The sequence below is a fragment of the Sphingobacterium sp. UBA3519 genome (assembly GCF_002377215.1).
Lineage (GTDB): Bacteria > Bacteroidota > Bacteroidia > Sphingobacteriales > Sphingobacteriaceae > Sphingobacterium > Sphingobacterium multivorum.
This window is the reverse complement of record NZ_DFPI01000031.1, coordinates 59,040-83,537: the sequence shown is the minus strand read 5'-3', so window position 1 is coordinate 83,537 and position 24,498 is coordinate 59,040. Positions and strand designations below refer to the sequence as shown.

25 protein-coding genes are annotated in these 24,498 nt (G+C 39.2%); 20 read left to right on the top strand and 5 right to left on the bottom strand.

What is annotated here, in order from left to right; all coding sequences use genetic code 11:
- Nucleotides 1–6 precede the first annotated feature (6 nt).
- The 3 genes from B3297_RS20120 to B3297_RS20110 all read left to right on the top strand — a co-directional run bounded on the left by B3297_RS20120 (nt 7) and on the right by B3297_RS20110 (nt 3,769).
- Complete coding sequence (locus B3297_RS20120) at nt 7–1,122, top strand: glycoside hydrolase family 88 protein (protein ID WP_201639643.1); 1,116 nt, start codon at nt 7–9, stop codon at nt 1,120–1,122.
- A gap of 13 nt (nt 1,123–1,135) precedes the next feature.
- Complete coding sequence (locus tag B3297_RS20115) at nt 1,136–2,377, top strand: DUF2264 domain-containing protein (RefSeq protein WP_201639642.1); 1,242 nt, start codon at nt 1,136–1,138, stop codon at nt 2,375–2,377.
- Between the two features lie 69 nt (nt 2,378–2,446).
- On the top strand, nt 2,447–3,769 hold the full coding sequence (locus B3297_RS20110) for a BNR repeat-containing protein (RefSeq protein ID WP_236586114.1): 1,323 nt from the start codon (nt 2,447–2,449) through the stop codon (nt 3,767–3,769).
- 22 nt (nt 3,770–3,791) lie between these two features.
- Here B3297_RS20110 and B3297_RS20105 read toward each other — a convergent pair whose 3' ends face one another.
- Nucleotides 3,792–4,166: an ABC transporter permease gene (locus tag B3297_RS20105; protein WP_201639641.1), complete on the bottom strand. Its 375-nt coding sequence runs from the start codon at nt 4,164–4,166 to the stop codon at nt 3,792–3,794.
- Nucleotides 4,167–4,571: 405 nt separating this feature from the next.
- Here B3297_RS20105 and B3297_RS20100 point away from each other — a divergent pair, with 405 nt between their 5' ends.
- A complete protein-coding gene (locus B3297_RS20100; RefSeq protein WP_286779361.1) occupies nt 4,572–5,018 on the top strand; it encodes a nuclear transport factor 2 family protein in 447 nt (148 codons plus the stop codon).
- 205 nt (nt 5,019–5,223) lie between these two features.
- The gene (locus B3297_RS20095) at nt 5,224–5,592 is read left to right on the top strand and encodes a hypothetical protein (protein ID WP_146752988.1); all 369 of its coding nucleotides are present in this window, start codon (nt 5,224–5,226) and stop codon (nt 5,590–5,592) included.
- A 40-nt stretch (nt 5,593–5,632) separates the two neighbouring features.
- Here B3297_RS20095 and B3297_RS20090 read toward each other — a convergent pair whose 3' ends face one another.
- Nucleotides 5,633–6,544 (bottom strand): DUF6624 domain-containing protein, encoded by a 912-nt coding sequence (locus B3297_RS20090; protein WP_070565262.1) that lies wholly within the window; start codon nt 6,542–6,544, stop codon nt 5,633–5,635.
- 507 nt (nt 6,545–7,051) lie between these two features.
- Here B3297_RS20090 and B3297_RS20085 point away from each other — a divergent pair.
- Together B3297_RS20085 and B3297_RS20080 are read left to right on the top strand one after the other, a co-directional pair.
- A complete protein-coding gene (locus B3297_RS20085; RefSeq protein WP_286779360.1) occupies nt 7,052–9,598 on the top strand; it encodes a tetratricopeptide repeat protein in 2,547 nt (848 codons plus the stop codon).
- A 534-nt stretch (nt 9,599–10,132) separates the two neighbouring features.
- Entirely contained in the window at nt 10,133–10,579 is a 447-nt protein-coding gene (locus tag B3297_RS20080) for a nuclear transport factor 2 family protein (protein ID WP_201639637.1), read from the top strand.
- Between the two features lie 80 nt (nt 10,580–10,659).
- Here the strand turns inward: B3297_RS20080 and B3297_RS20075 are convergent, their stop codons facing one another.
- Both B3297_RS20075 and B3297_RS20070 read right to left on the bottom strand, forming a co-directional pair.
- Entirely contained in the window at nt 10,660–11,241 is a 582-nt protein-coding gene (locus B3297_RS20075; protein WP_286779359.1) for a hypothetical protein, read from the bottom strand.
- Nucleotides 11,242–11,868: 627 nt separating this feature from the next.
- Nucleotides 11,869–12,210, bottom strand: a complete 342-nt coding sequence (locus tag B3297_RS20070; RefSeq protein WP_286709354.1) for a hypothetical protein — start codon at nt 12,208–12,210, stop codon at nt 11,869–11,871.
- 341 nt (nt 12,211–12,551) lie between these two features.
- Here B3297_RS20070 and B3297_RS20065 point away from each other — a divergent pair, with 341 nt between their 5' ends.
- The 10 genes from B3297_RS20065 (at nt 12,552) to B3297_RS20020 (ending at nt 21,465) form a co-directional block, all read left to right on the top strand.
- The gene (locus B3297_RS20065) at nt 12,552–12,998 is read left to right on the top strand and encodes a hypothetical protein (RefSeq protein WP_286779358.1); all 447 of its coding nucleotides are present in this window, start codon (nt 12,552–12,554) and stop codon (nt 12,996–12,998) included.
- 361 nt (nt 12,999–13,359) lie between these two features.
- A complete protein-coding gene (locus tag B3297_RS20060; RefSeq protein ID WP_286779357.1) occupies nt 13,360–13,923 on the top strand; it encodes a suppressor of fused domain protein in 564 nt (187 codons plus the stop codon).
- Between the two features lie 62 nt (nt 13,924–13,985).
- On the top strand, nt 13,986–14,408 hold the full coding sequence (locus tag B3297_RS20055) for a hypothetical protein (protein ID WP_286779356.1): 423 nt from the start codon (nt 13,986–13,988) through the stop codon (nt 14,406–14,408).
- 352 nt (nt 14,409–14,760) lie between these two features.
- Complete coding sequence (locus B3297_RS20050; RefSeq protein WP_070565276.1) at nt 14,761–15,471, top strand: hypothetical protein; 711 nt, start codon at nt 14,761–14,763, stop codon at nt 15,469–15,471.
- Between the two features lie 199 nt (nt 15,472–15,670).
- On the top strand, nt 15,671–16,360 hold the full coding sequence (locus B3297_RS20045; protein WP_201639633.1) for a response regulator transcription factor: 690 nt from the start codon (nt 15,671–15,673) through the stop codon (nt 16,358–16,360).
- A complete protein-coding gene (locus B3297_RS20040; RefSeq protein ID WP_201639632.1) occupies nt 16,357–17,736 on the top strand; it encodes a sensor histidine kinase in 1,380 nt (459 codons plus the stop codon). Before B3297_RS20045 ends, B3297_RS20040 begins: the two co-directional genes overlap by 4 nt.
- Nucleotides 17,737–17,823: 87 nt before the next feature.
- Entirely contained in the window at nt 17,824–19,149 is a 1,326-nt protein-coding gene (locus B3297_RS20035) for a hypothetical protein (RefSeq protein ID WP_286779355.1), read from the top strand.
- 11 nt (nt 19,150–19,160) lie between these two features.
- On the top strand, nt 19,161–19,571 hold the full coding sequence (locus B3297_RS20030) for a Dabb family protein (RefSeq protein ID WP_286779354.1): 411 nt from the start codon (nt 19,161–19,163) through the stop codon (nt 19,569–19,571).
- A gap of 37 nt (nt 19,572–19,608) precedes the next feature.
- Complete coding sequence (locus tag B3297_RS20025; protein ID WP_286779353.1) at nt 19,609–20,055, top strand: hypothetical protein; 447 nt, start codon at nt 19,609–19,611, stop codon at nt 20,053–20,055.
- 651 nt (nt 20,056–20,706) lie between these two features.
- Complete coding sequence (locus tag B3297_RS20020; RefSeq protein WP_286779352.1) at nt 20,707–21,465, top strand: NADAR family protein; 759 nt, start codon at nt 20,707–20,709, stop codon at nt 21,463–21,465.
- Nucleotides 21,466–21,552: 87 nt separating this feature from the next.
- On the opposite strand, the gene lepB is transcribed toward B3297_RS20020, so the two are convergent.
- Nucleotides 21,553–22,458, bottom strand: coding sequence for a signal peptidase I (lepB, locus tag B3297_RS20015; RefSeq protein WP_070565288.1), 906 nt, complete (start codon nt 22,456–22,458; stop codon nt 21,553–21,555).
- 290 nt (nt 22,459–22,748) lie between these two features.
- Here lepB and B3297_RS20010 point away from each other — a divergent pair, with 290 nt between their 5' ends.
- The 3 genes from B3297_RS20010 to B3297_RS20000 all read left to right on the top strand — a co-directional run bounded on the left by B3297_RS20010 (nt 22,749) and on the right by B3297_RS20000 (nt 24,441).
- Nucleotides 22,749–23,195 (top strand): nuclear transport factor 2 family protein, encoded by a 447-nt coding sequence (locus B3297_RS20010; RefSeq protein ID WP_201639629.1) that lies wholly within the window; start codon nt 22,749–22,751, stop codon nt 23,193–23,195.
- Between the two features lie 397 nt (nt 23,196–23,592).
- The gene (locus B3297_RS20005; RefSeq protein ID WP_070566398.1) at nt 23,593–23,973 is read left to right on the top strand and encodes a tetratricopeptide repeat protein; all 381 of its coding nucleotides are present in this window, start codon (nt 23,593–23,595) and stop codon (nt 23,971–23,973) included.
- A 78-nt stretch (nt 23,974–24,051) separates the two neighbouring features.
- Nucleotides 24,052–24,441, top strand: coding sequence for a hypothetical protein (locus B3297_RS20000; protein WP_070566396.1), 390 nt, complete (start codon nt 24,052–24,054; stop codon nt 24,439–24,441).
- Nucleotides 24,442–24,498: the final 57 nt, after the last annotated feature.

Genomic DNA, 24,498 nt, shown 5'->3' with positions numbered 1-24,498 from the left:
AAATATATGCGGATCAATTTAATCTTATGTCTATTGTTTGTAGGACATTTTTCATTTGGACAGCAATTGAACAAAAAGACCGTACTAGCTCAGCTAAGTAAGGCAAACCAATACTGGCAGTCTCATCATAAGCCCGAAGTTTGGGCGTTTTGGGATCAGGCAGCTTATCATACCGGAAATATGGAATTCTATAAGATTTCAAAATCAGCAGGAGACTTAAAATATTCTACGGATTGGGCGATATACAATGATTGGAAAGGAGCCAAGTCTACCGATACGCAACTGTGGAAATACAACTATGGGGAAACAGACGAACACGTTCTTTTTGGTGATTGGCAAATCTGTTTCCAAACCTATATCGATCTCTATCATTTATCGCCAAGCCCTGAAAAGATTGCACGTGCTCAAGAAGTCATGGAATATCAGATCCACTCCAATAAACAGGACTATTGGTGGTGGGCCGATGGTTTGTATATGGTGATGCCGGTGATGACTAAAATGTACAAATTGACAGGGAATTCACTTTATCTGGATAAGATGTATACTTATTTGCAATATGCCGATAGTATCATGTTTGATCAGGAAGCGAAATTGTATTACCGTGATGCAAAATATGTTTTCCCCAAACACCAGAGCTTACACGGCAAAAAGGATTTTTGGGCCCGGGGCGATGGCTGGGTTTTCGCGGCATTTGCGAAGGTTCTTCAAGATCTACCTGAGGAGGATAAACATTATACCTACTATCAGGAGCGTTTTAAGGAAATGGCAGCCGCTATCATGAGTTGTCAACAGCAGGAGGGATTCTGGACTCGAAGCATGTTAGATTCCGAACATGCACCCGGCAGGGAAACAAGCGGAACCGCTTTTTTTACTTATGGACTGCTCTGGGGAATAAATAATGGATTGCTAAGCGATTTTAAATTTAAAGATGCTGCGGTTAAAGGCTGGAAATATCTTAGTGAGGTCGCTTTACAACCCGATGGCAGAGTTGGGTATGTACAACCGATCGGTGAAAAAGCTATCCCCGGACAGGTGGTGGGTACCAACTCTACAGCTCCTTTTGGTGTAGGTGCGTTTTTATTAGCCGGCTCGGAAATGTATCGTTATTTAGCTCAAAAATAGATTGGATTTGAAAATGAAAAATAAGATTTTATTGTTCTTGGTCATTTTTCTGACAGGCCATACTGCCCTTGGACAGGGCTTGAAGGAGAAACCTGTATCAGCAAAGGAGACGGATAGAGCTTTTTGGCTTAAAGAAATGGATCAGATGTTGCGTCCTGTCCTCCGCAGTCTGGCCCATGATAGCCTACGGTTAACTATGCCACAAATGACTTCTATACACGTGGATAATAAGGAACAGCGCATCAAAGTACAATATGTTGAAGTCTTGGGAAGGGTATTGTCAGGCATAGCGCCCTGGCTTTCTTTGGATGGCGGTTCGGCTGAAGAGATAAAGTTACGCGATCAGTATAGAGCATGGACTGTTCAAGCACTTAAAAATGCTTTGGACAGCAATGCGCGGGATTTTATGCGTTTTGATCTCGGTGGTCAACAACTTGTTGATGCCTCATTTATCGCTTTGGGATTTATGCGAAGTCCTTGGCTGTGGGATCATATCGACAAACAGACAAAAAAGAATTTGGTAGCATCCATAAAAATTACCCGCCAATTTCGGCCGGCTTATTCAAACTGGTTGCTCTTTTCAGCGATGAATGAAGTTTTTTTAGCGAAGTATTCGGATGATTGGGACGTGATGCGCGTTGATTATGCGCTGCAGCAATTGGAACAGTGGTATGTTGGCGATGGAATGTACATGGATGGTCCGCATTATGCGTTTGATTACTATAATAGTTATGTTATCCATCCCTTCCTGGCCGGAATTATGGATTTCATACAGCTGAAAACTAAAAACTATGATGGGATGTTTGCAAAAATCAAGCTCCGCAATGCGCGCTATGCCCTAATTCAGGAGCGGATGATCAATGCCGATGGCAGCTTCCCCCCGACGGGAAGGTCTGTAATCTATCGTGCGGCAGCTTTCCATCATCTCGCCGATATGGCTTTCAAGAAACGGCTCCCTGTGGAGCTTAGCGAAGGACAGGTGAAGGCTGCTCTGTCTGCGGTACTGAGAAAATCGACTGAAAACCCTAATACGTATGAAAAGGGCTGGTTGACATTGGGTATGTATGGTAATCAGCCGGGCTTGGGCGATCCGTACAATAATCAGGGGAGCCCCTATTTATGTTCAGTAATTTTTTTGCCTTTGGGATTACCCGACGGAGATTCTTTTTGGACAAGTGAAGCGAGCGACTGGAGTGCACGGCGTATCTGGTCAGGACAGGACTGGCATAAAGATCAGAGCAAAGCCATTCAATAACCCCAAATTCCGGTGATAAGACTCCTTTCAAAAGGACTTGGCGGAATCAGCAAATGTATAAAAAATTCAATGAAGCAATATCTAAATCAACTAATAAGAGTAGGGATGCTCGCTTGCGCGTGCCTCTTGTTTATTTACAATGCACAAGGGCAGAAAATTAAGAATACGCTTGTCGGAAATGGTTGGGCAAAGAACACGGTCAACACAACCGTATTTCGTAAAAATTCATTAACCAGCAATGGTAAATACCAATATATCGCTTATTATGACGAAGCTGGATATGTAGTTCTAGGTCAGCGGTTACTTTCTGGCAAGGTCTGGAAGTTGCGACGTTCGGGTTATACTGGGCATGTGAAGGATGCCCATAATGTGATCAGTATTATGGTGGATAAGGCAGGATATCTCCACGTTTGCTGGGATCAGCATGACAGCAAGTTGAGATATGCACGTACCCTTCACCCCAATAGTCTTGTGCTAGGTTATGAGCAAGCCATGCTGGGACAAAATGAATCAAAGGTGACCTATCCTGAATTCTTAAAGTTGCCCAGTGGTGAGTTGCTGTTTTTATATCGTGATGGCGGATCCGGTCATGGTAATCTTGTGGTTAATAGGTACGACAGTAAACAACAGAAGTGGGAGCGGATGCATAGCAATCTGATTGATGGCGAGGGGCGGAGAAATGCCTATTGGCAAAGTTATGTGGATCGTCGGGGAACGATACATCTTTCTTGGGTGTGGCGGGAAAGTACCAATGTGGAAAGCAATCATGATATGGCTTATGCATGTTCAAACGATGGCGGATTAACCTGGCAAAAGAGTAATGGCATGCGGTACGAGCTACCTATGAAAGAATCTACCGTTGAATACGCAGCCCGTATCCCACAACAGCACGAATTGATTAATCAAACCTCTATCGCTGCGGATGAAAAAGGGAATCCTTTTATCGCCAGTTACTGGCGTGACGCAGGATCAGAGATCCCACAATACAAGGTCATCTATTTACAAGAGGGTGAATGGAAGATCCGGTCTTTTGATTTTAGAAAAACACCCTTTACGCTGAGTGGTGGTGGAACAAAGGATATTCCAATTGCCAGGCCGCAGCTATTGGTTCGCGGAAAAGATCATAAAACAATGTTGACGCTGGTCTTTCGGGATCAAGAGCGCGGTTACCGACCTTCGATACTGAGGTTGAATGGGATGCAGCAAGAGGCTAATAATATTATTGATCTTTGTGATCAGTCTGTAGGAGCCTGGGAACCTACATATGATACCCAGTTGTGGCAAAAGAAACGTAAAATTGCTTTATTTGTGCAGCCTACAGTGCAAAAGGATGCTGAGGGTCTAGCTGATGCTCCCGCGACAGCCGTACGGGTAGTAGAATGGCGTGATTGAGGAAGAGGTTGTTTTCAAATTCTTACTCCACTTTTAAGCTGTCGACCGGATTAGCTTTTGCAGCGGCTATTGCTCTGGTACATAGGGTTAGAATAGCAATTACCAGTGCAATAATCCCTGCGAGAGCAAGTATCCACCAGCTGACCGAAATGCGATAAGCGAACTCTTGCAGCCACTGATTCATCAATAACCATCCGAGCGGCAGTGCAATCAACAGTGCTATACCGACCAGTTTAACCATATCAGAGCATAGTAGATAAACGAGGTTGCTTAATGTTGCGCCTAATGTTTTACGTATACCAATTTCCTTTATCCGCAATTGAATAGCGAATGTGATTACACCGAATAGCCCTAAACAGGCAATAACGATAGACAACAAGGCAAAAATTAAGAGCATTTGACCTTGCTTTATTGTATCGATGCTCGTAGCTTTTATATATCTCTTATGGCTTCAGTTCATCTTTTTGCCAGCATTTAATATAGTGTACGCATGTGAACGATATTGTTTTAAACTGTTCGCATCCGTACATCTACTTTTTTTGAAAAAAGATACGAAATGTGCTTTAATAGGTCATCGGGGGCGTTATTGAACGCACAGGGACAGCTGGTATAGTATTTGGCACGGAGTTAATAAAATGGATCTTATGTTCTTAATGTATTTTGACGTTCACCTTTTGATCTCAGTCATTCACCGAGTTTTGTGGGGAACTAGTCTAAAATCTGTCGGTTAGAGCTCTAGTGAACCGTAGTTTTGAATTAAGAAATAAGAACAGAAAAACTTACACGACAAAATAAAGATATTATGAAAACGCTAGTAAAAACAATCGCAGCAGCAGCCTTAATCGCAATTTCAACATGTGCAATGGCAGCTGAGGGCCCAGGATCAAAAACAGCAAAAACAACTGTTAACTTGTCAACCGCAGACTTTGCTTTAGAGCACTATGTTGCTGTCATGGCTGAAGGAGAATCGGCTGGTGTAGAACAATTGTTTGCTGAAGATTTTAATCAAAAGGTTCAAACAGCAAAGTTGAAGTCAAATAGCCGTAGTGAAGTGGTAAAATCATTGAAAAAACAAAAAGGTGAGAAACTAAACTGTAGGGTAAGTACGGAGATACTTGAAACATCAGCCGATTATATGGTGGCCAGGATGACCTTGAAATTTGAAGATTTCACCAAGACCGATCTAGTAACCTTTGTCCGTGAAGGAGATGACTGGAAAGTGTCCAAATCGATCAATTCGTATAAATAGTAGCTCATAATTTGAGGCCAGCTCAGTCATAGCAAAAGCCGAGCTCTAGTGAATCACATGTTTATAAATTTAGTTTAGAAGCCACATCCTGCGATGTGGCTTTTTGTATGATCACAGATTTTTATGATTGTAAATTTGTTCTTTTAAGTTTTAACTCTAAATTTAATCGTAAATCCAAAGAACAATAATATCTTTATTTAAAGGAATGAAGAAAACTAGAAGTTGGCCATTCTTACTTATCTTGTTTTTAATCGCTACAGCTATTATTTATTCAAGATTGATTACGCATTCGATGGTATTAGGGAAATATGACTTCAAATATCACGAATGCTTTGCAGGTGCAGAGCTGCCGGATAGAGATGATGAGCTAACCTTGTTGGATAACAATAAATATCGAAGTTCTTTTTTTGGCAATGGAGAATACCATGTAGCATACGGCGTATTTGATACGCGATTGGTTTTGCGTTATTCTGGAGGTACTGCTTCGTGTGAATTAGTCATAAAAAAACGGGGAAATAGTATTGTCATTGTTGTAGATGATACCTGCGATTTTTTTTATGAAAAGGCAGATTAAATCAAGGTGATGTTTTTTTTGGCTGAATTGAAATTATCACTTAGTTTTTATAATCCACAGGTAATTCATACCCTCTTTGGTTCCTTAAAAGACTTAGCGGTGGTAGCCCAATTTCTTTTCTTCGTACATCTACCTCATCAATGTTCTCAATCGGTGTAACAATTCTTTTGTTTTGTTTACCCATTTCCCAGTATGATCCATAAATCTGTTTTTGACGGATTATGGCCCGGTGTCTATCGATAACTAAAGCCATGTTGAAAGGTGGATACTTGAGGTCTATAACCGCTTTTTTCATCAATGGTGTCAAAATTTCAATATTTTTGGCATCCTCAATCCCATTGTTTAAAGTATGTAATAATAATATAAAGATAGCGTTTACGCCATCCATGCCAACAGTTTCAAGATTTGGAAACTCTGTTCTCGCTATAATCTCCTTTATCACGGCCATATTAGCCGTGTCACTAGCGAAAATAAGAGAATCAGCTTTTTTGTATTCAATAACTCCCAATAAGGAACGCAATGCCTGATCCTTTTCCAACATATTAAGTAAAGTTGTGCGGTCCTCCAAATGAGCTATTTTGCTTAGATGTTTTTGACGAAGTAAATCGTAGGTTTTTCTCCAATTGGTATGATGTTTTAAAAAACTATTTACATTACTGTCAACCTCTAACATCCCTAAAGAAGCACCGTTTAAAATAGATTGCTTTAAATATTTTTCCGCTGTTTTACTGTCTTTTACTTTTAGTGCTAATTTTACCAATTCTATATCAATAAACGGATCTATATCACTAATCTTGACCATTTTTCGATATAACAAATAAGCTTCAGGTGTCTTCTTTTCAAAAATTAAACTATCTGCGGTATTCTTTAAATAAAAATAAGAACTGCTTTTTTGAGCTTTCACGTGGCAGGAAATGAAAATTAGGAAGAGAATAAGAAATGGTTTAAACATATGTTTATATTTATATACCTAAATATAATATATTGTCATTAATAATAAGAATATGTTTTTTATTTATCCTATTGGAAAAATAAGCACCTATTGAAATGGCCCTATTAAACACTCGCTTTTTTACTGATTTTTTTCCCTGCCTCAGATCTTTATTCCGATCAAAGAACTATTTTTTAGAAGTAGAAAAAATGTACGTCTAGGCCAAGATGCGGGCAGTATTGGCCGTTGAGGTCGCCCATGCGATTATCTCTTGAATTTATAGAAAGTGGCTTCATTATTGTAATCAACTCGGTTGCCGAGGACGCATTGGGAATAGCTTATGTTATTCTAAATCGTAAAAATCAAACAACGGTAAGGTAAAAATTACCTAATGCGTCTGTTTTCAAGCTGATAATTTACTGAATGTGGCTAGAATTCTTTAGTTTTGGCTATTTGTTTAGATAAATATTGCACTACAGCCTCCTTGGCGTAAGAACGTTTGGAAAAACTCAGAAATACGGACGAACAATGATATTGAAAGAAAGAATGAGCTACAACTATCTTAAATACCTTTTTACAGGAACGCTTTCGGCTTTACTGCTTACAGGCTATGCGCAGGAAGTGGGGAAACAGCAGAAAGATAAGAAAGAGAAACCACAACAGCATAGTGTGCAAAGTGGCGCTGGTGAAGTTCAAACCATGGATTCCATTGACGTCGTACGTGACTACCGGCCCATGCTGGCTGATGCCGTTAAGGTGCGCCGCAGCCCGGATATGACGCTTATCAACCGTGATGCTATTGAGACCGAACTGCGCCAGATTGCCACTGCCACCTATTTAGCACAGCAAAAATATAAACAGGCCTATTACCACGAATTGATGCAACGGCATCCAGACGCTTCACAAAGCAATGTCGATAATTATCGCATCAGCTACCTGGCTTACGGTGCCGGCGAATACAAAAGGGCGAGCGGTATGTTGGAGGCCATAAAGCCTTCGGATGCCTTTTATCAGGGGGCGATCATGACCTTAGGTCATATCGCATTGGAGACGGGCGACAAGCAAGCTGCACGAAATGCTTTTGTCAAAGCTACAAAGCTGGATTTGGACCGGCAAGTGAAGGCCGATGCGCTATTTAACTATGCTAAAATCTTGTTTGCAATGGACTCCACCCAGGCTGCGCAAAAAGTCCTCGAGAAATATGTCGCCCAGGAAGTGAAACCTGTCGATCCGGGTTCAAAAAGAAAGGAAAGTGCGGAAACACTATCCGCTGAAATTCTACGGGGGACGACCAATTTCCATGCTGGTGTCAGTATGCTGGAATCGTTAAAAGAGCGCGGTCGGGAAGTCAATGCGATCTATCAAAAGGTAACCTACTACCGCGGATTGGAGTTTTATAATGAGCGTGCTTTCGAAAATAGCATATCTATGTTTATGCGATCTGAAAAGTTTCCGGTCAATGCTGAAATGGCGGCTCTTGCGACCTATTGGAAAGCAGAAGCCATGTATGAAGTGCGCAAATTTGGTGAAGCTGTAGAAAACTTCTCCGAGTTTCTAAGCCTGCCCGTCGCTCGGAATACTGATGTCTATAATTATGCAAATTACGGGCTGGCGTACGCGGCATACCGAAACAACCGTTTTGAGTTGGCGGCCAAATATTTTGAACGCTTTCTGACTGCCGGAGGAAATACCGTGGATCAAAATATACGGTATGATGTTATTGCACGTCTAGGTGATTCGTATTTGTGTCTGCGCGATTATGGTCGGGCAAACAAGTACTACGACCAGCTGATTAATAGCAAAGCGCCAAACCAGGATTATGCCTTCTTCCAGCGTGGTATTTTATTTGGTCTACAAGGCGACAATGAAACCAAGCTCAGTACGCTGCGGTCCGTACTGAAACAATTTCCATCTTCGAACTATGCAGATGATGCTGCCTTTGAAATTCCCTACACTTATTTCACGATGGGTGATTATGGCCGCGCTATCGAAGGGCTGCAAGCAATGGTCGAAAAGTACCCCCGTAGCAGTTATATTCCCCGTGCCTTAATGACCATAGGGCTCGTGCAGTACAATAACGATGAGCCCGAAGCGGCGAAAGCGACTTTCGAGAAGGTGGTGGAGAAGTATACCCGAACTGCTGAGGCAGAGCAGGCCATGCGTTTCATTGAAAACATCTACCTCGATCAGGGGGATGCTTCAAGCTATATCCGTTATGCCGTGGGTACCAATGTCAGTAATCTGAGTCCTGCGGAACTGGATAATATGGCTTTTCAGGCCGCACAGTCTCTATTCGCCAGGGGAGAATACGGAGCCGCTGTAGAAGCGATCAATGCTTATTTTGATAAATTTCCAAAACCCAAACAAGAAAAATTCGCCCGTTACATCCGTGGGGTGAGTTCGTACCGTACTGGGCATCCACAGGAAGCACTGCATGATCTGAATATCATTCTGAACGACTGGACCAGCAAGTATTCAGAGAATACGCTATTGACAGTGGCTGCGCTGTACCTGGATCTCAAGGAATACAACGAGGCCATTGTACACCTCAAAAAATTGGAGCTCAACGAAGAATATAAAAAGAACTATGGCTACGCAGTAACGAACCTGATGGTGTGTTATTTCGAACTCGGCGATATGGAGCAAATGGCCAAGTACGTGAGCCTGATCAAGAATTACAACGGTGCAACCGAGGAAGAAATTGCGAAAGCGCACCTATACAGTGGAAAAGCCTTGCTAAAAGAAAAGAATGTAGCGGCTGCCATGAAAGAATTTAACCTGGCCGCGTTGAAGAGCCAGTCGGCAGTCGGAGCAGAGGCGCGCTATCGCGTGGCACTAATGCAGTATGATAACAAAGAATATGATAAAGCGCTGGAAACAGCCTTTGATGTGATCAACAATAGGGAAGCACAGGAATACTGGGTTGCCAAGAGCTTCCTATTGCTTGCTGATGCCTATGCGCGCAAAGGCAATACCTTCCAGGCGAAGAGTACCTTGAAAAGTGTGATTGACAATTATGATAAAAACGATGATATTGTGCCCGCGGCGAAAGAGCGCTTACAGAAACTGAAGTAACACGTTGTAGAATTTGTCCGTAAGACAGATTTGAGGATGTTTGTCCATTTATACCGAATAGCAATGGCATTGTAGCACTTGCCGTTTGGAAAAGCCCGATTGTTCTCGGGCTTTTTTATGTTCGTTATTCCTTCCTTCTCATTCCTTTTTTGCTTCTGTAAATGCCGTGTTTGCGTAATTGATACGGTCTCTATTTAACGCTTTATCCATTGTACGGATGCGGACAATACGTTTCTAAACTGTTCGCAAGCGCACATTTGCTTTTTAAAAGAAGATTAATAAAAGGCCATTTTAAGGCCCAGAAAGCATAAGTGTACGCTTTGGTCCAACTGGTATAATGTTTGGCATGTGGTTGTCGAAATGTGTCCTAAATTTCTTCGGCATGCTTCCGGATCGAAATCTCTTGTAGGTAAATGACAATCACCGAGTTTCTTCGATCATTGGTTTAAAGACCATGGGGTAAATGCATATTAAACAGAAGTTTTGGACCCACAAGTAGAAACACGATAACTAACACAATAAAATAAAGATATCATGAAATCATTCGTAAGAAATTGCACTGCAATAGCTTTAATCGCCTTGTCCACATTCACCATGGCAGCTGAAAGATGGGGAGACAAATCAGAAAAGACAAACATTAACCTTTCCACGGCAGGCTTAGCACTGGATCACTATCTTGCAGTCACCACCAAGGGGGAATCGGTAGGCGTGGAGCAGCTGTTTACGGACGATTTCAACCAAAAGATACAGGCTAACAGCATATTGACCTATGGCCGTAGCGCTGTGATTAAATCGTTGAAAAATCAACACGGAGAAAAGCTAAATTGCAAAGTAAATATCAAGATCGTAGAAAAATCAGTAGATTATATGATTGCAAAAATTGCAATGAAATTTGACAGCTTTAGCATGACAGACCTCGTGACTTTGGTTTACGAGAATGGCGATTGGAAGGTGTCCAGGTCAATTCATTCCTACCAATAATGCTTATTCCCTATAAATATATATGTTGTGAAGCCACGTCGAGCGATGTGGCTTTTTCGGATTTATGCCCTTTTGTTTCGTTATTTAAAATTTCGATAAGGTAATCCAATATTTAATCGGGTTAAAAAGTATGCGTTCACTGGATTTTTATCTTTATTCTGAGCTGGAATAAAAAATGAATAATTGTTGATAAGATCAATCTTTAAAGATTGTAAAAAGGATTTTAATACCACATCTTCTATGCGAATAGATTGTTTCTCCGGAATTGAGTATTCCAAATAAGCGTCCAGTTGATTAACTTTTCCATCCTTATCGATTACCATTGAGATGGATAAATCAATATCTTCGGGATTAATATCCTTTTTTTGAGCAGCAGCTTTAAGTGAATTTTTTAAGCGTACTACCTTTTCATAAAATTCATTTTTTGGATTGGGTTCTTTTAATAAGTTCCAATAGTTACGAAAATATACTCTATTGGAACCGTATTTTAATTCCAAGCTATCAACAGCAGCTTTATCTAATAATTGATAGTTATTGACTTGTCTGTCATCGATTTTTTCAACGAGACTATGACTATGCCTGTTAAATTTGATGGGAAATAAGCTGGGGTTTTCATAAGCCGTATTTGCATTTACGCCTACATAAAATTGATGGTTTTGCATAAAACCAACCATTGGATGCTGATAGAACTCATGATAGTTTTTTGTCAAGTCAAGATTAGCATTATAATTGTATTTTTCGAATAAAATTGCTGGATAGTCTGTGTTGACCTTTAAAATGATATAGTTTTTAGGGTCGAAAAAATATTTTACCTCTGAAAATGAGCTGTTTTCATACTCTTCTTTCGTATCTACATTCTTATTCTCAAGAACTACTTTTTTTAATAATCCTATTTCCTTGGAAACAGGACTTCCAAGCGTTATTCTTTTAGGGAATACCTGGGATTTATCAGCATTCTTTGCTATAATTCTAAGTGAGTCACTAGCAGTGTCGTGTTGACTCGGCTGACCGGAACAACTGACATGGATTGTTAACAGTACAGTGGCAAAAAACAGTAAAAAAAGGCTTCTTCCCCTATGGCTTAAATTTTAATGTATATCCAATAATACTATTTTATATTCGGATTTATAGTCTAAAAATAATTGCGATATCGATCTTTCGATAGGAGTTTTTTTTTGATTTTGATTATGTTTTATTTCTGACCTTCGGCCTTTACATCAATACAAAACGGGGCCCAGGCCCCGCTTATGTTTCAGTACTTATAATTCGAATGAAATATAAGTTGCAGACTATATTCCTAATTCACCATGGGCAAGCATATGTCTGTAAATCGTTCTGCAGTTGTCGAAGAATCCTGAACAGGAATTTTCAACATAGGTTTGCGAAGTGAAGGTGTCAATCACTTGGCCACTAGTATTGTAGACCGTTAGCGTGTAAACACACTTTCTTAGAAACGTTGCTTTGTTTTCTTTTGTTGATTCGGCAACTTCAACTTTGTTGGTGTTTTCGGCAGCTGCCGAAGTACCTGTCTTTACTTCTGCATTTTCTTTGGCAGCTTTTGTGTCCGTGCCTGCAAAAGCTGCTGTCGATAGCGCAGCTACCGCTAGCAAACTCATCAATAACTTTTTCATTGTTTTTAAGTTTTATTTGTAAATAATGTATGCCTTTTGGGCATGTTTTAATTATCTAATACTAAAAGTAATCACAAGATATTTGGCTAGGATGAGCGATTCGTATTCGTGTAAGTTGGTCTAATATTCGCCCTTACTTAGTTGATATTTAGTTTATCCAGGAAACTAAAAGCCGCTCAGAAATTAGACTTGGTATCCGTACATATTTTCACCTCCCAATTTCCACCATTCACCGAGTTTTTTTTGATGTTGGTCTAAAGCCCGTAGGCTAGGGACCTCTTGTGTTGTAGTTTTGAGTCAACAAATAAGAACAACAATACTAACACTATAAAAAAGACATTATGAAATCATTAGTAAAAACATTCGCGGCAGCAGCCCTAATCGCAGTATCTACATTTGCAATGGCAGCTGAAGGGCCAGGAGCAAAATCAGCAAAGGCAAACGTTAACCTTTCCACAGCAGATTTTGCCTTAGAACATAATGTTGCGGTAACTACTGAGGGGGAATCAGCAGGTGTAGAACAATTGTTTGCCGAAGATTTCAATCAAAAGATCCAATCATCCAATACGCAAAATCACAGTAGGAGCGAAGTGGTTAAATCCTTGAAAAAACAAAAAGGCGAAAAGCTGAACTGTACTGTAAGCACCGATATCCTTGAAGAGTCAGCAGACTATATGGTAGCTAAAGTGACTCTAAAATTTGAAAACTTCACCAAGACTGATCTAATTACTTTGGAGTGTGTGGGCAATGACTGGAAAGTATCCAAATCGATCAATTCTTATAAATAGTATCTAAAAACTAGTGCGTTGCGAAACGAAGTTACAAATAAAGCACTAGTGAATCATATGTTTAAATTTAGTTCGAAGCCACGTCGGGAGAGGTGGCTTTTTTACGTCAAAAGGGCCTGATTCTCATCAGACCCTTTCTCTTAGCGTTTAGTTGTACAGTAATTTTTATGTTTCCTATCGTTTCCTCTTTTTTGTTTCGTCATCCAATGTTTTTAAAGACTATTGGATTTTCACTGTACGACGCCAATTTTTATGTTAAATGTTCTTGCCGAAATGAAGCTTGTTGTCGTTCTGTATAGTAAGAACAAAAGTTATATGGAAATAGTTTTATAGGAGTAGATTATTTTTAATAAATTAAAAAATGGATACAGCCTTATACTATCAGAAACTTTTAGAACACTATACCTGTAATTGGGGAAAGGAATATAACGTTTTGACTTGGCCAAAAGGTCCCTATAAGGATCTAGGCGATCATTTTAGGGTGCTGGAATTTCCCCCAACAACCGAACGGAACATGTGGGCTTATGCGACTATAGGTATGTCTGGCTTGCATGATGAATTTGCCCTCGAACTGCATATGTTTTCTAGTGAGCAAGATGAAACATTAGTTGAATCATTAATAGTCGTAGCACATTATCATAAATTTGGCGCGAGTCTGGGCCATTGGCATACCATTAACTGGGGAAGAGGATGGCGCTTGGATTCTTCTTGCTCTTATGGCCTTATTTCGCTACCTTATCTCGACGGACCCAAACTCGAAATTCTTACCCTCGATAACAATAAGTCAGTCCATTTCTATTGGTTGCTGCCGATTACGGAGGAGGAGGTAGCTTTTAAAAAGGAAAATGGTGCCGAAAAGCTTGAGGAAATATTTGAAGAACGAGGATTAAATTATTTAGATCCATTCAGGGACAAGTTGGTTTGAATGAAATAATCTCCGGGGATTTAGTAGTTAAAAATACCAACTTTTCTAAAAAATAGATAGCTATGAAACTACTACGAAATTTTGAATTACACGATATACTGTTTGATCTAGAATCTGGCGAAGAGTTTAAAAATTTGGAGCCAGTCACCAATATTTATGGATGGTACAGACAGATTGAAGATGTTTTGACAGCTTTGTACGTAGAGAAAAATGAACTTTATTTTTTATTTGGTACAACAACGTTCCATGTGGGAGATCATTGTAAAGTAAATTTGATACCACTAGTGGAGAATACAATGGAGCTTCTGATTTATCATAAAGAAGACCTAATTGTTAGATTTTCTTTTCCATTTGCTCCTAAATTCAACTATCCAGCGCCATTTGACGATCTAAATGATTTGGAACAGGATTGGGGATTATTCATTCAGGAAATCATAAATAATCCATTAAGGAGGAGGAATATGATTTCAAATCTTATGGAATGAGTTAATAATAAGTTATACTGTTCTGTTATTAAAACCGCTTCCACTTCTAACGACATAATGATTGTTGCAAGAGCATTTAGAATTGTTTAGTGATGAAATTTATCTACAAAAAGTCATTAACGCTAGCGAGTTTTCAGTAGAAAACGGGTAAAAGGATTTTCATTATATAAATTCATAAAAAGCTAGTCCGAGCGTCTATTTTAAAAGATTTTTAATCAACAAATGATATAAAGGTAGGGAAATTATTATCTTTCACCCATATTCGTAAATATGAATCATCGTAAGGAAGATCGTATGGTCCAAGATCTTATTAGTCGGGGTCAAAATATTATCAGTAATAACTTTATACCAAATGAATCAAAGATATCTTTTAGTACTACTTTTTCTCACTGTATGCCAGTTGGCCTCGGCCCAATTTGCAAAAATCATTGACAAAGACGGCTATGTAAATGTGAGAAAACAAGCTACAGTGAATAGCGTGGTTGTTTCAAAAATTGCTGCTGATGAAATTGTTTATGCATTTCCTGATGAAAAGTTTGGCGATTGGGTAATTGTTGATTATACAGACAAAAGAAATAAGAGCATTACTGGGTATGTACACAATTCAAGAATTAAATATATAGAATCCTACAAGCAGATCCCTACTGTACTTTCTGATGAAGGCACCGTAAAATTTATTGCAAAAGATATAACCGTGCAAATAAATTCCGATAGTTTCGATTATGAAAAAAATAAAGGTGATTTTTCATCGACTCAATATGATGGTTATACCGTTGTAGACAAATTTAGAGGGCAGCAGGTCTGGGGAACAGATGGCGAAATCCCTACAAGCCATTACACCTCTATTCAAGCTACTATAAAGGGGAGATTTATCCAGATCCCGGCAAAGGAAATTGAAAACCTATTTAATGTAAACAACGAGTTTGCAACATGCTACTATGATGACTCAAATGATATTTTATACATCAGTACTGTTAACGGCGATGGGGCTGGTGGGTATGCAGTTTTATTTGAGATTAAAAAAGGTAAATATAATGCACGAGTGGTAACAATGCCATTTTAGCAATAGCAATAACGGTAAATTTACCGAGTTTTCCTGACCGTTGTCTAAAGTTCATGGAGGCTGCGCTACTATGAGGAGGGCATAGAATTTTGATTATACTGCTGTTACATTTAATAAGTTGAAACCGAACTCTCCAGCCTTTTTGAAAAATAACTAACTTTGTCCTGCAGTATTAGTAGATACATACAAGCATGCTAGAATGGTGAAAATAATGGTCGTAGAAGACAATGAACGCGTTGCTTCGAGTGTGAAAAAAGGATTAGCAAGTCAGGGCTACCTGGTCAATGTTTTTGGTGATGCGGAATCAGCGATCAAAGAAGCCAAATCTGTTGACTATGATTTACTTCTCATAGACATCATGTTACCAAGAATGAATGGGATTGAGCTCAGTAAACAGATGCGTGCGGCTTACCCCAGGATCCCAATCATCATGCTCACAGCATTGGGCAGTATCGATGAAAAAATATCTGGTTTTGATGCTGGAGCCGATGATTATATGGTGAAACCTTTTGAAATACGCGAACTTTTTGCACGTATCGCTGTCTTGCTCAAGCGGCACAGGGAAATCAGTGAAGAAGAGATTCAGGGGATGCTGACCTATGATCGTATCAGTATTGATCTCCGGAGTAAGCAGGTTCATAGTCAGGGACAACCTATTAAGTTGACTCCCAAAGAGTTTGATCTCCTCCACTTCTTTTTGAAACATAGGGAGACCATGCTCAGCAAGGATGAAATAGCACGTAATGTATGGAGCAAAAACTTTGATACCGGAACAAACTATATTGATGTATATATCAATTATTTGCGTAAAAAAATAGACCGGGATTTTTCACCTAAATTGATTCATACGAAATCCGGACATGGATTTATTTTATCCAATAAAGAATGAAGATTGTCAATAGAACTTCCTGGGTATTTACGCTCTCTTCGGCTATCATCTTGTTTCTATTCGCCTATGCGGTTTATTTCTTCTCGGAATTAAATCGGCAGGAAGAATTTGTTGATCGGTTGCGCTATAAGATCATCTGGCGCGCAGAATTTATTTTTGATGCACAGGTGCAGGAACATCAGATAAGAAGAATTCATGAACAAAATAAAAAGTTGATCAACGAAGCCCAGATTACTGTTTTCGATCAGCAGAATAGGGTTGTTTTTTCCGATATAGGCGAACCGACGTATCCCGATGTTAAATTGGAATCTGTCAAAACGTCTAATTTTTTTACATGGGAGCAAGGCAAAGAACTGTATATGGGCTTAAACTATCAATTTGAGGGTAAGCCTTTTTTCTTGATCGGACATGCGTACGATGTAACGGGTTTTGCACATATGGAACGGCTGAAAAATATTTTGATAACGATTTATATCGTTGCCCTATTTTTTATTTTTTTCTCTTCATTTCTATTTGCACGTTATATTCTTAAGCCAATCAATTACATTATACATCAGATAAAGGATGTGTCCGAACATAACTTGAGCACACGTGTCTCCTATAGTAATGCAAAAGACGAACTCTCAGAACTTATCGAAACATTCAACAATACATTCAATCGGTTGGAAAAATCTTTCAATAACCAGCGCCATTTTGTATCCATTATTTCACACGAGTTTAGAACACCTTTGGCAGCTATGATCGCCGAACTGGAATTGGCGCAGCAGCTGAATACCAATGTGGATGAGTATTTTAACTCTATTGATAGGGCATTGCTCGATGCGAAGGAGGCTACTGTACTTTCGACAGCCTTGCTGGATTTTGCCCGGGCAAACTACGATAGTTCGCAGGTAAATTTTGAAGAAATCAGACTGGATGAAATACTGCTTGAAGCAAAGTTAGTGGTCTTAGAGAAAAATAAAGACTATCGGGTAAGCATCTCTTTTGATGCTAATGCTGCAATCGACGAAGAGGAAATCTTGGTATCTGCAAATGCCTACCTCTTGAAAGTGGCCTTTGCTAATCTGATCGAGAATGCTTGTAAATATAGTGCCGATCGGCATGCCCAGGTACTGCTCTCCAGAAATAAAACCATAGCGCAGGTGCAGGTAATAGATCATGGTATCGGAATAGACAGCAAGGATATCCCGCATATCTTTGATTTGTTTTACCGTGTGGCCGGTACGCCTTCAAAAGAGGGACATGGCATCGGTCTCTCAATTGTTCAGCGGATTATTGAGATGCATCAGGGTAATGTAGCGGTTAATTCAACTCTCCATGTAGGGACTGTGTTTTCAGTCGAACTTAAACTGGCCTATCCAAAGGGGCTTGACTAAGCTAAAAATTCTAATGGTTTTCTAATAATATCACCTCCATATTCAGCCTAATTTTGACTTATCAAAAAAACAAAATTAGGTTGAATCATGAATAGAAAACAGCTTACCTTGGCATTGTTCCTCAGTTTGGGACTAGGTAGCGCAGAGCTCGCCGAGGCGCAAACCAATGATTTTGGAAATCCAAAACTTACTCATTTCTTAAATAAGGAGCATACACGTTATATCAGTTTCAGCGGATACGCTGAGCTGTGGGCGAGATATAGCCAGATTAATCCCGGAAGCTTGGTAAACAACGAGTCCGTTTCGAATGTATCTGATCTTTCTTTGCGGCGTATTAGGGCAAAGATGACCTACAAGCCTACCGAAAATTTACTGTTTGTATTACAGATGGGTCCTACTAACGTAAACGTCAACAGCAAGACTAATACGTATATGGATCTCTTGGATGCCTATGCGGAATATAGTTTCAGCCCCAAACTTGCGATCGGTGGCGGCCGTTCGACTTGGCGCGGTCTTTCCCGATTTACAACAGGACCACTTAATACGCTTCTTTACGACTTGCCTTTGTATGCGACATCCAATACTGGGGCGACTGATATGGTCGTGCGTGAAATGAGCTTCTATGCAAAAGGGCAGCTTGGAAAATTTGACTATCGGGTGGTACTTGCCGATCCATATTCCGCCGCCAGCGCTGATCCTAAATTAAATAAAGCCACCTTTAGCAAAAACGAAGCACGTAAAGATGTGTCAGGGTACTTCCGCTACGCATTCCACGATAAAGAAAGTAACGAAACGCCATTCAATTCGGGTACATATCTCGGTAAAAAAGATGTGCTCAGCATAGGGGCTGGATTTGAGTATATGCACAATGCACTTTGGCATCTGGATGAACAGCAGATGACCAAAAATGACGATATGCGCAATTTTGCAGCGGATATCATCTATGATGCGCCAATCGATAAAGAGAATGGAACTTCGATTAGTGCCTATGGTATGGCCATGCACAGCGATTATGGTCCTAACTATCTCCGCTTTGCAGGGACAAACAACCCCGCGACAGGTATCGATGCGGCCAATGCAAGCCTGAATGGTGCGGGAAATAGCTTGCCAAATGCTGGCACGGGAAATACATTTTACGCACAGGTCGGCGGTACACTCCCTTATTTCAATCCATCCAAACATAATTTACAGCTGCAGCCAGCGGTTTCTGTACAAGTAGGGGACTACAAGGCATTGAAAGACAAAAGTTTAGTTTATGATGCAGGTATCTCGCTACTGATGCACGGTAATAGCAGCCGGCTGACTTTTGATGCGCAAAATCGTCCAATCTATAATTTAAATGCTGCGGATCAAGCTGTGGTAACAGATCACAAGTGGGCATTTGTGCTTAAATATAGAATTGATTTTAATTAAATAGCAATAACATGAAAAGAAAAGATTTTATCCTTACACTAGGTACTGCTGGTGTTATGAGCTTTACGGCTACCTCACTGATGGCAAAAGAGAAAAAAGCGAAAACTAAAAAAGTGTATTTCCACTATTTGCTTTTTTGGCTAAAACCTGACTTGTCTGCTGAACAGGTAGAAGAATTTAAACAGTTTTTTGAAGGTCTTAAAAAGCTTCCCTATGTCAAAAATGTACGTTATGGCAAGCCAGCTGCTTCTTCTCCAAGAGCGGTATTGGACAACTCGTTTACCTACAATGCATCCATGGAATTTGCGACATTGGAGGAACTAGAGGCTTATGGTAAACTGCCGGGACACCTCGCCCTTGTCGCTAAATACAAACCTTATTTTGAACGGATGATGGTGCACGACACGGTTTATGAATTCTAAAATTAAAACAACAAAATAATAATTTCAACATTACAAAATGAAAATGATATCCAAACTAGCTATTGCTTGCGTACTGGCAGCATCAAGCTTAAACGCTGTGAAAGCGCAAGAAGGTCATGGAAAAATTAAGGAGGTCAACGTGGAAGCCGAAGGTAAAATGCCTGCAGTACGTTTGATTAACAACCCGGATGGAACCTGCTCGTTTCAAAAAGGCTTTATTCCAACATTGAAACACGCCAATACGAGTACATTTTGGACAAGTAATAAAACAGAAGAATGGGAGAAAAATGCTCATCCAGCTCCAAGAAGACAATACGTGGTTACGCTGAAAGGTAAAATCAGATTTAAAGTCAGCGATGGTTCAACTTTTTTAATCGAACCTGGGACGATTCTTTTGGCTGAAGATTTGAAAGGTACTGGGCATAGCTGGGAAATGGTTCATTCAAAAAGCTGGGAAAGATTGTATATCCCTATCAATGAGTGAGCTGATGATCTTTTCGTGACAAAAAATAACTAATATGTATGTTGTGCCGCAGTCTGACCTGTGGCTCAACATTGACCGTAATTTTTCTTGTTACTTATGAGGACTTATTCTGATGAGATTCCAAAGGTTTAAAGCTTTATAACCCATTTTCAGAAAACTTTTCTGTAAATCGGAGATTGGAATAGTTTAGCAAAATTACTTACTATTGCCATAGTATTCAAATTAGTTTTACGATGAAACTAAAATCTCTCCTTGTTATTTTGGGCTTAAGCCTTTTTCCTTATTCTTGCAAAAACAACAGTTTAATAAATTCCATTTGGAAAAAATTGTGGAGATAATAGCGGGTTACAAGATATTCTTGTTTTTAACGATACGCATAATTTTGTGCGGAATGATACTGTCTATCGGAGGATGGCTATTGATTCCCCAATCGCTGTAATTAATCGGATTGATACCTATTATGGCGAAAGAAGATTATATCTAAAAAGGCTCTCTGATCAAAAAAACTATAGATTCTGTGAGCAGTAATAAAAAATCGAGCAGCCTAATGGTCAATTTATCTTGTGAAGTCACATCGAGAGATGTGGCTTCAATTTTTTGCGTATCATTGTATGTCTATGGATAATAGACGATCAATTTTGAATTGAGCATATGATAAAATATAATATCAAGTGGCTAACAGATAGATTTGAAAATGGAGATAGCTTCAAATTTCTCTTCTTTTGGGGGCATACAGCTAAGCAAAATCAGGAAGTTGGAAAATTTGTTTTAAGTCAATGGTATGAGAGTCCGTTTACAGTAGATAATATTACCTATAGGACTGCGGAACATTGGATGATGGCCCAAAAAGCATTGCTTTTTGATGATAAGAAGAATTTTGAGAAAATCATCAACTGTATTAAACCGGGTGAGGCCAAAGAGTTGGGAAGGCAATTTGTAGGCTATGATGATCAGATTTGGAATGAACGCAAATTTGAGATCGTTAAGAACGGAAACATCCATAAGTTTAATCAACATTGGGCGCTGGCCGAATATCTGTTAAAAACAGAAAATAGAGTTCTTGTTGAGGCAAGCCCCGTTGATGCCATCTGGGGTATTGGACTTGCACAAGATGACGTCGATATTGAAAACATCTATTGTTGGCGTGGTCAAAATTTATTGGGCTTTGCATTGATGGAAGTACGAGATTTTCTAGATCAATTTGGGCAATTTCAAGCACTTCAAAACGCTATGCAAGCACCTTGGTCGAAGTTTTCCGATAAGGACAGTAGGGATATGTTTTGGAGAATGGGATTGGGTGAGGAATATTTGAGTGAATTCGGTGCTTTTTATGATCATCTGTCTGAAAGGGAACAAATGATATATCAGCTGACCTATCCTCGTCCATATTCATGGACGGATTTTTATTAACTATTTAAGCTCTAAAAGCTTGGTTTAGGCTTTCATATCGGGTATACTCTGCCCCTTCTGAGTATATACCTGTGGCGTGATTCCCTGTCAGAATTTTATATTCATTCGTTTGAACCCAGTCTTACCCCAATAACTGTATTTAATCTGTCCCGTAATTTGATTCTTGCCGATGCAGCCTATGTATCTGCTGTCAAACGCATGATCTCTGCTATCGCCCAATACAAAAATACTATCTGTCGGAACAACGAAATCATTCATATTCATCATACCATCATCAAACTCTTCTTTACTTTTATAGATGCGATGACTGTGTCCATTTGGAAATGTCTCTTCCAATTCAGAAAAGTCTATACCTTCTATATTTCTGTCTGCAATAAATTTAGATTTACTTAGCTTGTTATTTATCGATACAATATTGTCTTTAAGTGAGATCGTGTCTTTGGGCAGACCAACGATACGATACATGAATAACTGACCATCTTCTTTAGTAAACGTAACCAGATCACCAGTTTTAGGTGTATTTTTTTCGTAGGCTTTTGTATCTGTTATAATCCAGTCGCCTTCCAGAATCGTTGGGGTATTGGCTGTTGTTTGAGCAATGTAAGATTGTATGCCTATCATTTTTTTTATATCAAACACAAAGTTCATTGTTAAGATAAAGATGGCGATCAATATGTAGTTATACCATTTGTTGTACGGTTTGAGTATATAAAATTTTTGTCTTTTTGCATTCCGTATAGCATCCATTACCATACATAAAAGGAATGAAATCGCGATCGTCATAAAAATGACCATTCCGGTAAAGGAGGTTGCCCAACGGGTAACAGCAAAAATTACAGGAATGAGATAACTCAGGGCAAAATAAAGAATACCTTTTTTTATCTGTCCGTTATAGACCTGCCCGAGGCCAGGAAAAACTAAAGAAAATACACCTGCCTTAAAAGCATTTCTTGGATGTGACTGATGTGCATCAATTGTCGTTAGATCTTCCATAAAAGAATATTAGGTATAATATATTATTGAGTGGTGATCGACTGCCCGCGTATAGGAAGCCTTTCCCGGCATTAAATTAGTCATTTATTTTTTGAATGTGGCTGGCTATTCCAAAAACTTTATGAGGTATTCTGTACCGGATTTGTACTATACGTTTACCTCCGCATTTCCGCTATTCACCGAGTTTTCCTCATTGTTAGTCTAAAGCCCGTAGGCTAGGGGCGTAGTGTGTTGTAGTTTTGAGTCAACAAATAAGAACAACAGAACTAACACGATAAAATAAAGACATTATGAAAGCATTAGTAAAAACATTCGCAGCAGCAGCCCTCATCGCCGTATCTACTTTCGCTATGGCAGCTGAAGGACCTGGAGCAAAAGCAACAAAAGCAAACGTTAATCTTTCTAGAGCAGACTTGGCGCTCGACCACTATGTTGCGGTGACGACAGAGGGCGAATCTGCAGGAGTAGAGCAGTTATTCGCCGAAGATTTCAATCAAAAGATCCAAGCGGCCAATGCGCAAAGTAACAGGCGTAGTGCCGTAGTTAAACTATTGAAAAAGCAAAAAGGTGAGCACTTGAACTGTACAGTAAGCACAGACATTTTAGAAGAATCAGCAGACTATATGGTGGCTAAAGTCACTTTGAAATTTGAGAACTTCACCAAGACTGATCTAGTTACTTTGGAGCGTGTGGGCAATGACTGGAAAGTATCAAAATCGATCAATTCGTATAAATAGAATTTTACAACTGGTGGTTTGCCAGTAATGAAAGACAAACCACTAGTGAATCATCTATTTATTAAAGCCACGCCGGGAGATGTGGCTTTTTTACGTCGAAAGGGCCTGATTCTCATCAGACCCTTTCTCTTAGCGTTTAGTTGTACAGTAATCTTTATGTTTCCTATCGTTTCCTCTTTTTGTTTCGTCATCCAATGTTTTTAAAGACCATTGGATTTTCACTGTACGACGCCAATTTTTATGTTGAACCTTTCTTTCGAAAGGTAGCTTGTAGCCGTTTTGTATAGTAAGAACAATAGCCAATTTGAAATAGTTTTATCAATGTGATTTTTTTTATAAATTGTGTTGGCTTAAAATAGAAATCCCTTATTGGGAAATAAGAAATAAACCATAGATTTTGAGAAAGAACAAGAACTTTGAAAAGCACAAATTATATTGGCTGGCATTTGATCACCTAAAAAAAAGCGCTTATAGCGGTAATCCGGAAGGTCAATATGATTATGCGCAGCAGTTTGATTCAATTAGTTTTTTAGGTGTTAATAACCCATTATACAATCCAAAGAAATGTATCTATTGGTATACAAAGTCCGCTACTGGTGGCTATGCAGAGGCTTATAATAACCTGGCGGATTTTTATGAAAGAGGCGAAGGGATTCGGCAAGATTTAAAGATGAGTTACGAATTATATAAAAGGGGGGCTGAACTTGGGTCAATTAGAGCAAAATCAAATTTGGAAATTTTTGAAAAGGATATTAACCAAGGGAAGTATAGGTTATAATTTCTACTGAAAAGATTCTTTTTGATATTGTAAGTAATCTAGGGGATTGTTGTTAAATGAGCATTGGAGTTAATAAAAATGATGATGAAAATAAATAATGATGTGTTCTTTCTATATTTAGTGATGATAGCTTATTCAATGGTAGGTTGTGCTGGAAATAATATTTGCATTAATCTGAATGAAAAAAAAATAGTATCAAAAGAAGGAGACATTGTACGTTTTGAAATAGAAGAAAATGATACTTCGTATTACTTTCTATTGAAGGGTAATGTAAGACATCAAAAGACTGTAGATTTAAAAGATATTTATAGTAAAAACAGGGTAGATGAGTCATTTCGGTTTGGTAAAATGAATTCCTTTTCATTGAAACCCAGAAGTACATATATTTTCACTAATAGAACAGTTTTTGATGCTAGCCGTGTTTCACTAAAATTTTATACGGATAGTGTAGGAAATCTTCATAGTTGAAATATCAGCTTTTAGTAAAAAAGGATTGTAATTAACAAATTGACAGTTTTTGAAATG

Bases quoted from the DNA above. Each gene is read 5' to 3' on its own strand.
- B3297_RS20120 (WP_201639643.1), top strand. From the start codon at position 7: ATGCGGATCAATTTAATCTTATGTCTATTGTTTGTAGGACATTTTTCA.
- B3297_RS20115 (WP_201639642.1), top strand. From the start codon at position 1,136: ATGAAAAATAAGATTTTATTGTTCTTGGTCATTTTTCTGACAGGCCAT.
- B3297_RS20110 (WP_236586114.1), top strand. From the start codon at position 2,447: ATGAAGCAATATCTAAATCAACTAATAAGAGTAGGGATGCTCGCTTGC.
- B3297_RS20105 (WP_201639641.1), bottom strand. From the start codon at position 4,166: ATGCTCTTAATTTTTGCCTTGTTGTCTATCGTTATTGCCTGTTTAGGG.
- B3297_RS20100 (WP_286779361.1), top strand. From the start codon at position 4,572: ATGAAAACGCTAGTAAAAACAATCGCAGCAGCAGCCTTAATCGCAATT.
- B3297_RS20095 (WP_146752988.1), top strand. From the start codon at position 5,224: ATGAAGAAAACTAGAAGTTGGCCATTCTTACTTATCTTGTTTTTAATC.
- B3297_RS20090 (WP_070565262.1), bottom strand. From the start codon at position 6,544: ATGTTTAAACCATTTCTTATTCTCTTCCTAATTTTCATTTCCTGCCAC.
- B3297_RS20085 (WP_286779360.1), top strand. From the start codon at position 7,052: ATGATATTGAAAGAAAGAATGAGCTACAACTATCTTAAATACCTTTTT.
- B3297_RS20080 (WP_201639637.1), top strand. From the start codon at position 10,133: ATGAAATCATTCGTAAGAAATTGCACTGCAATAGCTTTAATCGCCTTG.
- B3297_RS20075 (WP_286779359.1), bottom strand. From the start codon at position 11,241: ATGCAAAACCATCAATTTTATGTAGGCGTAAATGCAAATACGGCTTAT.
- B3297_RS20070 (WP_286709354.1), bottom strand. From the start codon at position 12,210: ATGAAAAAGTTATTGATGAGTTTGCTAGCGGTAGCTGCGCTATCGACA.
- B3297_RS20065 (WP_286779358.1), top strand. From the start codon at position 12,552: ATGAAATCATTAGTAAAAACATTCGCGGCAGCAGCCCTAATCGCAGTA.
- B3297_RS20060 (WP_286779357.1), top strand. From the start codon at position 13,360: ATGGATACAGCCTTATACTATCAGAAACTTTTAGAACACTATACCTGT.
- B3297_RS20055 (WP_286779356.1), top strand. From the start codon at position 13,986: ATGAAACTACTACGAAATTTTGAATTACACGATATACTGTTTGATCTA.
- B3297_RS20050 (WP_070565276.1), top strand. From the start codon at position 14,761: ATGAATCAAAGATATCTTTTAGTACTACTTTTTCTCACTGTATGCCAG.
- B3297_RS20045 (WP_201639633.1), top strand. From the start codon at position 15,671: ATGGTGAAAATAATGGTCGTAGAAGACAATGAACGCGTTGCTTCGAGT.
- B3297_RS20040 (WP_201639632.1), top strand. From the start codon at position 16,357: ATGAAGATTGTCAATAGAACTTCCTGGGTATTTACGCTCTCTTCGGCT.
- B3297_RS20035 (WP_286779355.1), top strand. From the start codon at position 17,824: ATGAATAGAAAACAGCTTACCTTGGCATTGTTCCTCAGTTTGGGACTA.
- B3297_RS20030 (WP_286779354.1), top strand. From the start codon at position 19,161: ATGAAAAGAAAAGATTTTATCCTTACACTAGGTACTGCTGGTGTTATG.
- B3297_RS20025 (WP_286779353.1), top strand. From the start codon at position 19,609: ATGAAAATGATATCCAAACTAGCTATTGCTTGCGTACTGGCAGCATCA.
- B3297_RS20020 (WP_286779352.1), top strand. From the start codon at position 20,707: ATGATAAAATATAATATCAAGTGGCTAACAGATAGATTTGAAAATGGA.
- lepB (WP_070565288.1), bottom strand. From the start codon at position 22,458: ATGGAAGATCTAACGACAATTGATGCACATCAGTCACATCCAAGAAAT.
- B3297_RS20010 (WP_201639629.1), top strand. From the start codon at position 22,749: ATGAAAGCATTAGTAAAAACATTCGCAGCAGCAGCCCTCATCGCCGTA.
- B3297_RS20000 (WP_070566396.1), top strand. From the start codon at position 24,052: ATGATGATGAAAATAAATAATGATGTGTTCTTTCTATATTTAGTGATG.